Source organism: Sulfuriferula sp. GW1 (assembly GCF_047300855.1).
GTDB lineage: Bacteria > Pseudomonadota > Gammaproteobacteria > Burkholderiales > Sulfuriferulaceae > Sulfuriferula.
On sequence record NZ_CP170197.1, the window covers coordinates 3,283,181 to 3,297,224 of the forward strand.

General features: G+C 59.7%; 11 protein-coding genes. 9 read left to right on the top strand and 2 right to left on the bottom strand.

Annotated features, from left to right (window positions below):
- Positions 1–180 precede the first annotated feature (180 nt).
- The 3 genes from ACFDAU_RS16110 to ACFDAU_RS16120 all read left to right on the top strand — a co-directional run bounded on the left by ACFDAU_RS16110 (position 181) and on the right by ACFDAU_RS16120 (position 3,055).
- On the top strand, positions 181–2,097 hold the full coding sequence (locus ACFDAU_RS16110; protein ID WP_413437920.1) for a histidine kinase: 1,917 nt from the start codon (positions 181–183) through the stop codon (positions 2,095–2,097).
- Entirely contained in the window at positions 2,094–2,747 is a 654-nt protein-coding gene (gene narL / locus ACFDAU_RS16115) for a two-component system response regulator NarL (RefSeq protein ID WP_413437921.1), read from the top strand. The genes ACFDAU_RS16110 and narL overlap by 4 nt, the downstream gene beginning before the upstream one ends.
- A gap of 95 nt (positions 2,748–2,842) precedes the next feature.
- Positions 2,843–3,055: a DUF3820 family protein gene (locus tag ACFDAU_RS16120; protein ID WP_413437922.1), complete on the top strand. Its 213-nt coding sequence runs from the start codon at positions 2,843–2,845 to the stop codon at positions 3,053–3,055.
- 5 nt (positions 3,056–3,060) lie between these two features.
- Here ACFDAU_RS16120 and ACFDAU_RS16125 read toward each other — a convergent pair whose 3' ends face one another.
- Complete coding sequence (locus ACFDAU_RS16125) at positions 3,061–3,588, bottom strand: DUF3617 domain-containing protein (protein WP_413437923.1); 528 nt, start codon at positions 3,586–3,588, stop codon at positions 3,061–3,063.
- 161 nt (positions 3,589–3,749) lie between these two features.
- Between ACFDAU_RS16125 and ACFDAU_RS16130 the strand changes: the two genes are divergently transcribed.
- On the top strand, positions 3,750–5,390 hold the full coding sequence (locus ACFDAU_RS16130; protein WP_413437924.1) for a SagB family peptide dehydrogenase: 1,641 nt from the start codon (positions 3,750–3,752) through the stop codon (positions 5,388–5,390).
- 48 nt (positions 5,391–5,438) lie between these two features.
- On the opposite strand, the gene ACFDAU_RS16135 is transcribed toward ACFDAU_RS16130, so the two are convergent.
- On the bottom strand, positions 5,439–5,993 hold the full coding sequence (locus ACFDAU_RS16135; RefSeq protein WP_413437925.1) for a glycine zipper 2TM domain-containing protein: 555 nt from the start codon (positions 5,991–5,993) through the stop codon (positions 5,439–5,441).
- Positions 5,994–6,282: 289 nt separating this feature from the next.
- Between ACFDAU_RS16135 and ACFDAU_RS16140 the strand changes: the two genes are divergently transcribed.
- From ACFDAU_RS16140 to nirD, 5 genes are all read left to right on the top strand, one after another.
- A complete protein-coding gene (locus ACFDAU_RS16140) occupies positions 6,283–9,003 on the top strand; it encodes a molybdopterin-dependent oxidoreductase (RefSeq protein WP_413437926.1) in 2,721 nt (906 codons plus the stop codon).
- Positions 9,000–9,983, top strand: coding sequence for a DNA-binding protein YbiB (gene ybiB / locus ACFDAU_RS16145; RefSeq protein ID WP_413437927.1), 984 nt, complete (start codon positions 9,000–9,002; stop codon positions 9,981–9,983). The genes ACFDAU_RS16140 and ybiB overlap by 4 nt, the downstream gene beginning before the upstream one ends.
- A gap of 253 nt (positions 9,984–10,236) precedes the next feature.
- Positions 10,237–10,992, top strand: a complete 756-nt coding sequence (cobA, locus tag ACFDAU_RS16150) for a uroporphyrinogen-III C-methyltransferase (RefSeq protein ID WP_413437928.1) — start codon at positions 10,237–10,239, stop codon at positions 10,990–10,992.
- Positions 10,993–11,157: 165 nt separating this feature from the next.
- Positions 11,158–13,587 (top strand): nitrite reductase large subunit NirB, encoded by a 2,430-nt coding sequence (nirB, locus tag ACFDAU_RS16155; protein WP_413437929.1) that lies wholly within the window; start codon positions 11,158–11,160, stop codon positions 13,585–13,587.
- Positions 13,588–13,674: 87 nt separating this feature from the next.
- Positions 13,675–14,013 carry a nitrite reductase small subunit NirD gene (nirD, locus tag ACFDAU_RS16160; protein WP_413437930.1) on the top strand — a complete coding sequence of 113 codons (339 nt, stop codon included), beginning with the start codon at positions 13,675–13,677 and terminating at the stop codon, positions 14,011–14,013.
- Positions 14,014–14,044: the final 31 nt, after the last annotated feature.

Sequence of the window (14,044 nt, forward strand, 5' to 3'; positions counted from 1 at the left end):
AGAGGTATACGAAAAACATGATTAACCCTTTGCTGCGATTGGTATTTTTTGCGCCGCAATGCAGGCGTGGAAACGCTGCGGCGTTTTTGGTGGTACACCTTATTCCCACCCTTTTTATCCCCTGGTGCAGCACGCTTTCACCTCGGTGAGCATCCCAGCCGAAGCAGGAGAACCATAACCATGTCTACGAAACTGTTTGAACGCTCTTTGTTGTTGCGCCTGGGCATAGCCATGGCCGCCATCGCCCTGCTAAGCGTACTGGGCATGGCCAGTTCCATCATCGTTGCAGAGACGATGCAAGGCGGCGGCGCGGCCATCGACGTGGCCGGCTCCCTGCGCATGCAAAGCCATCGCATCGGGAATCTGGTACTGCTGGCGCAGGAACGCCAAAATCCTGACGATAAACGCGCGGCGCAGGCTGCACTGCAACACTTCAACCTGACCCTGCGCGATGGCCGCCTGTTGAGCGCGTTACCGGCCGATCCCGGCAGCGCGGCCCAGATTCATTACCGGGCACTGGTCAATGACTGGCAGCAGCACCTTCAACCTGCCATGCTCGCGGCCCTGAAAAGCGCAGGACGCGGAGCCGCAACGGCTGATCACAGCCATGCCGGAAACCTTGCGCTGCTGGGGAAAATAGATGGCTTCGTGGGAGGTGTCGACCAGTTCGTAAAGCAGTTGAGCCAGAACATGGATGCCAAGGTCACCCTGCAACGCACCATACTCGGCGTCTCGCTGTTTTTCACGATTGTGGTCATCTTTGTCAGCATGTACATGCTGCATACCGAGGTGCTCGTTCCGCTGCGGGATCTGCTCGATTTCGCAGGGCGGATCGGGCATGGCCAATTCGACATCCGCACCCAGCACACCGGTCCGGACGAACTGGGTCGTCTGGGGAGCGCATTCAACGGGATGGCTGCGGAATTGTCCAGGCTGTACCGAAATCTTGAAATCCGCGTCGCGGAAAAAACCGCAGAATTGAGCCGCAGCAACCAGTCCCTGGAATTGCTGTACCACTCCATTGCACGGCTGTATAACGGCCCGGTCGCCCGCGATACCTACGCGATCCTGTTGAAGGATATTGAAAGCGTGCTGGACATCGGGCACGGTTCAGCATGTCTGGTAGAGGGGGAAAGAGACCGTGCCTCCCTGCTTGCTTCCACGTTCGTCCCCGCGGCTGGCGACGTCGATCTTTGCCAGGTATCCGATTGTGCCGAGTGTCTGGGCGGCGCGGTCATACATCAACGCCTCGCTGGTGACAGCCAGCATACAATACTGGCGTTGCCCCTGATGGATGCCGAGCGGCAACACGGCGTATTGCAGCTGCAGATCCAGAAAGGGCGCACGCTTGAAGCCTGGCAAATGCAGCTGCTCGAAGCCTTGTGCCGGCATATCGGCACGGCCATCGGCACGGCGCGCAAGAGCGAGCAAAGCCGGCGCGTTTCTCTGCTCGAGGAACGGGCCGTCATCGCGCGCGAGCTGCATGACTCACTGGCCCAGTCGCTCTCCTTCATGAAAATCCAGGTGAGCCGCCTGCAGTCCGTGCTTGGTACGCCGCCGCCTGTAGAGGCGGGAAAAATACTTTCCGAGCTACGCCAGGGTCTCAACAGTGCCTACCGCGAACTCAGGGAGCTGCTTACTACCTTCCGCCTGAAAATCGAAGGCACCGGGCTGTCGGCCGCACTGCAGGATACGGTTACCGAATTTTCCAGGCGCGGAGACATTCCGATTCAGCTCGACGTCCATCTTGCCGGCTGCCGGCTGTCGGCCAACGAGGAGATCCATGTGTTGCAGATCATTCGGGAAGCCCTGTCCAATGTTGTGCATCACGCCCGGGCCCGGCAAGTCAAAGCAATGGTGAGCTTTGACAGCGACGGCATCTTGTCGGCCACCGTGGAAGACGACGGCATCGGCATCAATGGCACTCCGGACATGCACCATTACGGCATGGCCATCATGCAGGAACGCGCGCGCAGCCTGGGAGGAAAACTGGAAACGGAAAATCGTGCTACAGGAGGGACGCGTGTGTCACTGAGCTTCAAACCGGCCACCAGCAGCGAACCGGCGCCAGTACAACTGCACGGATTTGCAACATGAACGCCGTCACAAATTTCTCGTTATTGATCATCGACGATCACCCGCTGTTTCGCAAAGGCGTGATCCAGCTCATCGGCATGGCGGAGGAATTCCGCGTCATCGGCGAGGCATCAAGCGGCACGGAAGGTATTGAACAAGCCCGTGCACTGCAGCCGGACTTGATATTGCTCGACCTCAACCTGAAGGACATGAGCGGCATCGAGGTGTTGAAGGCACTGAAAACCAAGGATGCTGACTGGCGCATCATCATGCTCACCGTGTCGGACCATTCGGACGATCTGATCGCCGCGTTGCGCGCCGGAGCCGACGGCTACCTGTTGAAGGACATGGAACCGGAAGACCTGCTGGCCAGTATCCGTACCGGTGCCCAGGGACGCATGACCCTGACCGATGGCCTCACCGGCATGCTAGCCCATGCCTTGCGGCAAGAGGCGCGTCCCAACACGCCGCAGGAAGCCGGGCTTACCGAGCAGGAAACCAATATTCTGGAACAGGTCGCTACCGGCAAGAGCAACAAATTGATTGCACGGGAACTCGGCATCACCGAAGGCACGGTCAAGGTCCATGTCAAGCACCTGCTGAAAAAGCTCAATCTGCGCTCTCGCGTCGAAGCCGCCGTGTGGGCCGTCGAAAGAGCCGGACGCAGCTGAGTGGGGAAAGTACCCGCGTCAGACCGCCCAGGCTCGGAAACGCCCGTTGCAGCGCACTTCGATCGCGTTCACTCACTCCGTTCATCCCGATAGCAATGAGCCCCGAAGACTTACAACGCCTGGTCACGCTCGCCATGCCATACGGCAAGTACAAAGGCCGCCTGATTGCCGATCTGCCCGGACAGTACCTTAACTGGTTTGCCCGGGTGGGTTTTCCGCCCGGCGAAATCGGCCGTCTGTTGGCACTGATGCAGGAACTGGACCACAACGGTTTATCCGCGCTGCTCGACCCCTTGCGAAAGCGCTAAGGCGTTCACTGCGGCGGCTTCACTGTTCCGCAATCCGCACTCATCCAGCGGCCGCTGATATCGGCGTGCTCCTTGACCGGGGCGCCTTGTGCAACGCCTTCGAATTCGGTTCGCCCGGTGAAACTCTCCGGGTTTGCAAAAACGGCTTGCGCGGTTCCAGTCCCGTTCACTCTGGGATTCGCACAAACGAAATCCCAAGTGTATTTATTTCCAACATGCGTGGGGTTCTGGGCAGTGCATCCGGATTTATTTTGATAAAAGCTGGGCGGGATTTTTTGGTCAGCCATTTTCTGGGTCACGCAGACATTGGACGTGGCCGCGCCATTCTGTATGGGTGGTATATCTACGCCATGCTGCTTGGCCAGATTCATTAACATCTGCATTTGATCGGGCGGAATCTGTGACGCCAGCTTCAACAGGTCTGAGGTCGTGGTGATTTCCCATAATCCGGGTCGCATGTCGTTTTCTGCCGAATAGGCTGTTGATACCGGCAATGCGGATACCAGAATCAGGGCAAGTAGGGTTTTGTGCATTGAGTCTCCTGTATGCAATGAATTGACACAACTTTCAGAGAGCGTATCGCCCGGCAAGTTCAGAATATCGCAGATTCGACTGATGGATTGTCATGGCCGTGTCAAGATGGCTCTCTGTGACCAACTATTTTTCAGGTTAGATTTTTCCAAACTAAAACACCATGAAAAACGCCCTTGATACCGTACTGGCCTACCACCAGCGCACCAAACATCATTTCCAGCGTTATGCCGCCGGGCCGGGCGGCCTGGACTGGAAAAACCAGCCCGATCCTTTTCGCCGTTTTACCGGCAGTCCGTTACTGGCGCTGCCTTTGCTGGCTGCAGGGTCATATCCAGCGTACGCCGACCTGTACACGCCGGGGAAGATCGCGCCGCAAGCGCTCACGTTGAACAGTATCGCCGCCCTGTTTGAGCTTGCTTTCGGTCTCTCCGCCTGGAAGCAATACGATGACACGCGCTGGGCGCTGCGCTGCAACCCGTCCAGCGGCAATCTGCACCCGACCGAGGCGTACCTGGTGAGCGCGGGCTGCGAGGGGGTCGAGGACGGCGTGCATCATTATGTGAGCCGCGACCATCTGCTTGAGCAGCGCTGCCGCTTCGATACGGCAAGCAACGGCAGTGAGCGAATTTTGCCGCCCGCTTCTTTTCTGCTGGGGCTGTCTTCGATCCACTGGCGCGAAGCCTGGAAATACGGCGAGCGCGCGTTTCGCTATTGCCAGCATGACGTCGGCCACGCGATCGCTGCCGCGCGCTATGCCGCCGCGACGCTGGGCTGGCAGGTACAGGTGCTGAGCACATGGAGCGACGCGGAGATCGGTGCGATCCTCGGCGTAGATCGCGACCAGGATTTTGATGCTGCCGAGCATGAATCGCCGGATGCGATGTTGCTGGTGACGGTGTCAGCGCCGGGTTGCGCCGCCGCCGAACCCGACGCCGTCACGCTGGTACATGCTGCCCGACGCGGCCAATGGCAAGGGCACGCCAATGTGCTTGCTGCACACCATTCGCACCAATGGCCGGTGATTGACGAGGTGGCGCTTGCCAGCGCGAAACCCGAAACGCAGGAAGCCGCCTGGCAGGCCCCCGAGTTGCCCGAGCCGGTGGCTGGCGGGTGGGGTCACACTGCTGTCGAAATCATCCGCCAGCGGCGCAGCGCGCAAGCCTTCGACGGTGTCTCCACATTACCTGCCGAGGCTTTCTACCGCATGCTGGACCTGACCTTGCCACGCCAGGCGGTACCGCCCTGGGACGCCATCGCATGGGCGCCGCGCGTGCATTTGTTGCTGTTCGTGCATCGCGTCGACGATGTTGCGCCCGGGCTGTATCTTTTTCTGCGTAATGAAGGGATAGAAGCGAAGTTGCGCGCGGAATTGAACCCCGAATTCGAGTGGCTGCAAACACCCGGCTGCCCGGCGCATTTCTCGCTGTTCCGATTGGTTGCGGCCGATGCCAGAAACGCGGCACGCGCCTTGTCGTGCCATCAAGATATCGCCGCCGATGGCGCATTCAGCGTCGCCATGCTGGCCGAATACGACGCCACGCTGACTGCAACGCCATGGGTCTATCGCCAGCTATTCTGGGAAGCCGGGATACTCGGACAGGTGCTCTACCTGGAGGCTGAAGCGGCGGGTGTGCGCGGCACCGGAATCGGCTGTTACTTCGACAATGCGGTGCACGATCTGCTCGGCATCAAGGATGCTTCTATCCAGAGCATGTACCACTTTACCGTCGGGACGGCGCTTGAAGATACCCGTCTGCAGACGCTGCCGGCGTATGCGCATCTGGCTCGGGGTGGTGAGTAAGCGGACTTGACGATGGCTGAAGACTGACCATCGTCGCGCCGCATGTTATCAGGAGGGATTTTCGGTCACGGCCGGCGTCAGGATCAGCTGACCATCCTTGACCGGGATACGCTGGCCAGGATCATGGTCCATGCGCACCACGCCCTGTTTCTCGCCCAGATGATAGGTCACGTTGTAGCCCAGTACCTTCTTGTGATTGCTGTACTCGGTACGGCAGCGTCTTTCCATCACCGTCTGGCGGTCGGACTCCTGCATGTTTTTTTGCACGCGGTTACCCGCGTAGCCGCCCGCCGCTGCCCCTGCTACGGTTGCCAGGGTCTTGCCGTTGCCGCCACCGATCTGGTTGCCCAGCACGCCGCCCAGCACCGCGCCGACAGCCGTTCCGGCAATGCGATTCTCATCGCGCACCGGCGCCCGGCGGGTGACGGGCTCTTCCCGGCAATCCTTGTGCGCCGTGCGGATGTCTTTGGTAATCGGCTGCACGTTGACGACATCCGCATAGGTGGGCTGGGGATGCAGAGCCTTGTAACCCGCAATGCCGCCAATCGCGGTAACCGCTGCGGCCCCTGCTACTGCGCCAATCAGCATGGATTTATTCATCATGTCGTTCTCCTCTTTCGTGCCAATGAGCGCTTATCGTATCAGCATTAAACCATGCGGGCCTGTTTCAAATCGTTTCAAAGTTTTACACATTTTCCATAACCAAAATTCATATGCTTTGTCCTGCTGCAGGTAATTTCTGCACCAAAACACGGATGCACCCTGGTAGTGCAGAGCAGGCTAAAAGCGCACTGCAATTTGGCACTTGATTGGGTTTACAAAATGGTGATGGGAAAATCCCTTTGATTCATAAGTAAAAATATTCTGGCACGGTGATTGCTCAGTACGTCGTATGAGCTCTCTCCATTCTTCCAAACTGATTCAATCTGCTTGTGCTTATTGTGGTGTCGGCTGTGGCGTGCTGATCGAAACCGATGGCACCCGCATCACCGGCGTACGCGGCGACCCCGAGCATCCCGCCAATTTCGGCCGCCTGTGCACCAAGGGCGCGACCCTGCATCTGGTCGCCGCACAGACCGACGCGCGCGCGCTTTATCCTGAATTGCGCAGCGAACGCGGCGCAGCGCGCGAACGCGTGTCTTGGGACAGTGCGCTGGACCATGCCGCCAGCCGCTTTGCCGAGATTATCCGCACCCACGGACCCGATGCGGTGGGCTTTTACATCTCCGGCCAGCTGCTCACCGAGGATTACTACGTATTCAACAAGCTGGCCAAAGGCCTGATCGGCACCAACAACGTCGATACCAACTCGCGCCTGTGCATGTCCAGCGCGGTAAGCGGTTACAAAACCACGCTGGGTGCGGATGCGCCGCCCGCCTGTTATGACGATATCGCCGCGACGAATTGCCTGTTCATTGCCGGGTCGAACACCGCCTATGCTCACCCCATCGTGTATCGCCGCATCGAGGATGCACGCAAGGCGAACCCCGGCCTGAAAGTGATCGTGGTGGATCCGCGCCGTACCGACACGGCGCGCGAGGCCGACCTGCACCTGCCCATCCTGCCCGGCACCGACGTGGCGCTGTTCAACGCCATGCTGCACGTGATGCTGTGGGAAAACATGGCCGACACCGACTATATCGCCGCGCATACCAGCGGCTTCGATGCGCTGCGTGCGACAGTGCGTGAATATTCACCCGAGGCGGTAGCCGGGCTGTGCGGCGTGCCGGCGGCGGACATCATCACCGCCGCGCGCTGGTTCGGGCAATCGCCAGCCACACTGTCACTGTATTGCCAGGGCCTCAACCAGTCCAGCCACGGCACCGACAAAAACGCTGCGCTGATCAACCTGCACCTCGCCACCGGCCAGATCGGCCGCCCCGGCGCCGGCCCTTTTTCGCTCACCGGCCAGCCCAATGCGATGGGCGGACGTGAAGTAGGCGGCATGGCGAATCTGCTGTCCGCGCATCGCGATCTGGCCAACCCGGCGCATCGCGCCGAAGTGGCGGCATTGTGGGGCGTGGATTCGGTGCCGGCGACCCCCGGCAAGACTGCGGTGGAAATGTTTGAAGCGGTCGCGCGCGGCGAGATCAAGGCGCTGTGGATTGCCTGTACCAACCCGGCGCAGTCGCTCCCGAACCAGACGCTGGTACGCGCCGCGTTGGCAGCGGCCGAATTCGTGGTGGTTCAGGAAGTGAATGCATTTACCGAAACCGCCGAATACGCCGACCTGCTGCTGCCCGCTGCGGCCTGGGGCGAGAAGGAAGGCACGGTCACCAACTCGGAGCGCCGCATCACCCATTTGCAGGCCGCCATCGCGGCGCCCGGCGAGACGCGTCCGGACTGGGAAATCGCAACCGCTTTTGCACAACGGCTGGGCGTGCTGCAGGGCAAGCCCGCTGACCGTCTGTTTCCCTACGCCAGCGCGGAGGCCGTGTTCAACGAACACCGCGAATCGACACGCGGCCGCGACCTGGATATTACCGGGCTGTCCTATGCGCTGCTGGATCAACAGGGCCCGCAGCAGTGGCCGTTCCCGGAAGGCGCTGCCACAGGCAAGGCACGGCTTTACGCTGACGGCGTCTATCCCACCGCCGACGGCCGCGCCAGATTCGCCAACCCGCGTTACCTGCCCACCGCCGAAGTCATTAATACGCGCTATCCCCTGCATTTCAATACCGGCCGTCTGCGCGACCAATGGCATGGAATGAGCCGCACCGGCATGGTGGCACGGCTGTTCAGCCATGCGGAAACACCGGCTCTATCCATGCATGCCGACGACATGGCGCGACGCAGCCTCAAGGACGGCGACCTGGTGCGCGTAAAAAATCCGCGCGGCGAATTGCTGGTACCAGTGGAAGCCAGCGAGGACATGCGCGTCGGGCAAGTGTTCATGCCCATGCACTGGGGTGGACGCTATATGAGCGGCTTCGGCGTCAACACGGTTACCGCCGACCAGTGCGACCCGGTGTCGCGCCAGCCGGAACTCAAGCACGCTGTCGTGCAGGTTGAGAAGGCGCCGCTACCCTGGCACATGGCGGTGATGCGACGCGACAATGCGGTGGCGCGCATGTTGCGCATCCAGCCGCTCCTGGCACGCTTCGATTACGCCAGCTGCGGCCTGTATGGTCGTGACAATCCGCTGCTGGTATTGCGCGTGGCCCATGGCACCCCCCTCTCCTCCGAGATGCTGGCGGAAATCGACGCCCTGTTCGGCATGCAGGACGAGGCCAGCATCATGCGCTACGACGATCCCCGGCGCGGCATTTCCAAGCGCGTCATGGTGGAAGACGGGCGTGTAGTCGGCGTGCGCCTGACCGGGGAAATCGCGGCACGCGACTGGCTGAAAGAAATGATGGCAGAGGGTGTGGAAATTGCGCCGTTACGCAGCTGGGTGCTGGCACCGGTCGCTACACCTCCAGCCGGCAGTCATAGCCGCGGGCGCATTATTTGCAATTGTCTCAATATCCCCGAAACCAGGATTCTGGATGTGTTGGCGCGCGGCGCGGATTTGACCGCCTTGCAAACCAGCCTCAAATGCGGCACCGAATGCGGCTCTTGCGTTCCCGAGCTCAAGCGCATGGTATCTGCGCATAAACAGGAGGCCGCATGAGCTATTCCGCCATTCTCAAAGAAATTGCGCGCGGCGTGCATGGCGCGCACGACCTGACGCTGGACGAAGCCGAGCAACTGTACGGTGCCATGCTCGACGGCGGCGTACCGGAACTGGAGTTGGGGGCAATCCTGATTGCCCTGCGCATGAAAAGCGAATCAGCGGACGAACTGCTCGGTTTTTATCAGGCGCTGGAGCGCCGCGTGTATCAGCTGGATGCACCCAATGGCGGTGTGCGCCCGGTCGTGCTGCCTACCTACAATGGCGCGCGCCACCAAGCCAATCTGGTACCGTTGCTGGCATTGCTATTGGCCAAATTTGGTGTGCCGGTGCTGCTGCACGGCACGCTGGAAGGTGGTGGCCGGGTCGCCACCGCCTACATCTTGCGCGAACTGGGCATCCTGCCTAGCGCCAATGTGCGGCAGGCCAACGAGGCGCTGGCACGTGAGCGCATTGCCTTCGTTCCCACTGCCGCCCTGTCGCCAGGACTTGCCAATTTGCTGGCGCTGCGCAACCGCCTGGGTGTGCGCAATTCCGGCCATTCATTGGCCAAGATGATCGACCCGTTTGGCGGCAACAGCTTGCGCCTGGTGAGCGTATCGCACCCGGATTATCTGGAAAAAATGCGCGCTTTTTTCCAGGCTACAGGCGGCTGCGCACTGCTGCTGCGCGGCACCGAAGGCGAGGCCTTCGCCAACCCGAAACGCCGTCCCGACCTGGAATATTTCGAAGACGGCGCACAACAAATATTGTTCGAGGCCGAAGCCGGCCCGCTCAAATCCCTGCCCAACCTGCCCGACTCCATTGACGCCCCCGCGACCGCCACCTGGATACGCGAGGCGATGTCCGGTCAGCATCCCATACCGCTTCCCATGGTCAACCAGCTTGCCTGCTGCCTGTATGGCGCGGGCTATACCAACGATATGAACCAGGCCAAGGCAATCGTCGCCATGGAAACCGCCAGTCTGGCTGCTGCCTGATTGATTGTCCCCAGTAACAACCGTCGCTGGGCAATATCTTGCCCAGCATCAGTGAGTCAGGGCTTTTAATCCAAACCCATCATGGTGCATGCGATTTTGTCTTGCACTGCATGGGTGCGAGCCTTGCCCGGCGCGCTCCCGGCAAAAATACATATTTATAAACAAATACAATAAGTTATATAGATACAAATGAATGGGCATAAGTATTGCTTAGCAGTGTTTAACACATTTCGTTTTAAATTGAGGTCGCAACATGCAAGCAGGCAAAGTCTATTTGATCGGTGCAGGTCCCGGCGATCCTGAGCTGATGACATTAAAGGCGGTGCGCAAGCTGAACGCCGCAGACGTGGTGCTGATTGACGACCTGGTGAACCGCGCCGTGCTGAGCCATGCACGCGTTGACGCGCGCATCATCGAGGTCGGTAAACGCGGCGGCTGCCAGTCTACGCCGCAGGCTTTCATCCACCGCCAGATGATCGCGGAAGCGCGCGCCGGCAGGGTGGTCGCACGACTCAAGGGCGGCGATCCATTCATGTTCGGGCGCGGCGGCGAGGAGGTTGAGGCCTTGCGCGCAGCAGGTATCGCGGTAGAAATAATCAGCGGCGTTACTTCCGGCATCGCCGCGCCTGCGGCGCTGGGGATTCCCGTGACCCATCGCGATTGGGCGCCGGGCGTGACTTTTGTCACCGGCCACACGCGCGACGGCAACAGCGTGAATTGGGCGGCGCTGGCGGCAGCACGTACCACGCTGGTGATTTACATGGGTATCAAAAACCTCGCGGAAATCGTGGCACAGCTTCTCGAAGCCGGATTGCCCGCCACCACGCCCGCGGCCGTCATTGAAAACGGCACGCTTGCCGAGCAGCGACAAATCAAAAGTAATTTAGGAAATCTGCAAGCCGCAACGCAGCAGGCTGGCATAGGCAGCCCGGCCATCATGGTGATTGGAGAAGTCGCCAGTCTGGCACACATCGAAACCTGTACACGGATTGCCGTCAAGGCCGCGTGAGTTAGAAAAGCGTTTCGCCACAGAGATCACAGAGGCCACGGAGAAGAACAAGGCCTACAAACATAGGAGGCTGCTTAAATCGCAGGCTTTTTTCTCCGGCCTCGGTGACCTCTGTGGCAAGTAGATTTTAATTAATAAGCATCCAGCCTCATGGAGAATATCGCAATGCAAAAAATGAAACTGGTCATGGTAGGTAACGGCATGGCGGGTGTGCGCACCCTGGAAGAACTGCTGAAACTGGCGCCGGATCTGTATGACATCACGGTATTCGGCGCCGAGCCGCATGCCAATTACAACCGTATTTTGCTGTCGCCGGTGCTGGCGGGCGAGCAGACCATTCAGGACATCATGCTGAATGATGTGGATTGGTACCGCGACAACGGCATTACGCTTCATCTGAACAAGAAAATTACCCATATCAATCGCAAGCAGCGCGTGGTGACTGCCGAAGATGGAACCGCAGTGGAGTATGACCGGCTCATTCTCGCCACCGGTTCCAACCCGTTCATCCTGCCCATCCCCGGTAATGACCTGCCCGGGGTGATCGGCTATCGCGACATTGCCGATACCGATGCCATGATCGATGCCGCCAGGGCGTACAAGCACGCTGTCGTAATCGGCGGCGGCCTGCTCGGGCTGGAGGCTGCCAACGGCCTGAAATTGCGTGGCATGGACGTATCCGTCGTGCATATCAATGAATGGCTGATGGAACGTCAGCTGGACAAGGCCTCTGCCAGACTGCTGCAAAAAAATCTGGAGGACAAGGGGCTGAAGTTCCTGCTGAAAAAACACACGGCCGAGCTGGTAAGCGGTGAATCCGGACGCGTCGCCGCAGTTAAATTCAAGGATGGCGAAACCGTACCGGCCGACCTGGTGGTGATGGCAGTGGGCATCCGCCCCAATACCGCACTGGCGGAATCAGCCGGCATCCACTGCAATCGCGGCATTGTAGTGAACGACACCATGCAAACCTACGATCCGCGCATCTACGCGGTGGGTGAATGCGTCAACCACCGCGGCACCGCTTACGGGCTGGTGGCGCCGCTGTTCGAAATGGCTAAAGTCGCCGCCAACCATCTGGCCGAGTTCGGCATCGGACGCTACACCGGTTCGGTCACTTCGACCAAGCTGAAAGTTACCGGCATCGATTTGTTTTCGGCTGGCAACTTCACCGGTGGCGAGGGCTATGAGGAAATCCTGATGTCCGACCCGGTGGGCGGCGTTTACAAGAAGCTGGTGATCCAGGACAACAAGCTCGCTGGCGCCGTGATGTACGGGGATACCGTGGATGGCGCCTGGTACTTCCAGTTGCTGCGCGAAGGCCGCAACATTTCCGACATCCGCGACCATCTGATGTTCGGCCAGAGCCATGTCGGCGATCTTGGCCACACCGGCAACAACCGCGCCGCCGCCATGACCGACGAAATGGAAATCTGCGGTTGCAACGGCGTGTGCAAGGGCAGCATCGTCAAGGCGATCAAGGAAAAAGGCCTGTTCACGCTGGATGACGTGCGCAAACACACCAAGGCTTCTTCTTCGTGTGGCTCCTGTACCGGGCTGGTCGAGCAATTGCTCGCTTCGGTGCTGGGCGGCGACTATTCCGAAGCGCCCAAAACCAAATCCATCTGCGGTTGCACCGACCATACCCATGCCGAGGCACGCGCGGTCATCCGCGACAACAAATTGCTGTCCATTCCGGAAGTCATGGATTTTATGGAATGGCGCACGCCCAACGGCTGTTCCACCTGCCGTCCGGCATTGAACTACTACCTGATCTCCACCTGGCCGGGCGAGGCGGCGGACGACCCGCAATCGCGCTTCATCAACGAGCGCGCCCACGCCAACATCCAGAAGGACGGCACTTACTCGGTGATTCCGCGCATGTGGGGCGGGCAGACCAATTCCAGCGAGTTGCGCCGCATTGCCGACGTCGTCGACAAGTACGCCATTCCCACGATGAAGGTCACCGGGGGCCAGCGCATCGACCTGCTCGGTGTGAAAAAAGAAGATTTGCCCGGTGTATGGGCCGATCTGGACATGCCGTCCGGCCATGCCTACGGCAAGGCGCTACGCACCGTGAAGACCTGCGTGGGCAGCGAATGGTGCCGTTTCGGCACGCAGGATTCCACCCAGCTCGGCGTGGATCTGGAAAAGGCGCTGTGGAAAATGTGGGCACCGCACAAGGTCAAGCTGGCAGTATCCGGCTGCCCGCGCAACTGTGCCGAAGTGGCGATCAAGGACGTCGGCATCATCGGCGTGGATTCCGGCTGGGAAATCTACATCGCCGGCAACGGCGGCATCAAAACCGAAGTCGCGCATTTCTTCGTCAAGGTGAAGACGGCTGAAGAAGTGATGGAATATACCGCCGCTTTTCTCCAGCTCTACCGTGAGGAAGGCTTCTACCTGGAACGCACTGTGCATTACTTCAATCGCGTCGGCATGGATTACATCAAGCAGCGGGTGCTCGAAGACGCAGCGAATCGACGCGAACTGCACGCACGCATGATATTTGCATTGCAGGTGGAAAAAGACCCTTGGGTGGAACGCGCCAAAGAAGGTGTTCTGAAACACGAATTCGAAATGTTGACGGTTTAAAACCTTTTTAGCCACAGAGCACAGAGGAAATCCGCGTTAGCGTCCTCGCTGTGGGCTCTGTGGCAACCTATGAAACGAAGGAAACAAATGAGCGAATGGAAAAAAATCTGCACACTGGACGAAATCCCCAGCCTTGGCGCACGCGTGGTGAAATCCGCACAAGGCGACATCGCCATCTTTCGTACCGGCAACGATGAGATCTTCGCGCTGCATGATCATTGCCCGCACAAAGGCGGCCCATTGTCACAGGGCATCGTCGCAGGCAAGACCGTGACCTGCCCGATGCACGGCTGGAAAATCGGCCTGGACAGCGGCGCGGCCGAGGCACCCGACGAAGGGCATGCGCCCTGTTTGCAGGTGAAGGTGGATGAGGCGGGGATGGTGTGGCTGGACATGAAACAAATCGTCGCCGTCTGCGCTGCCTGAGCGATCCGCCATGAGCGGCCTGAGCCATCCC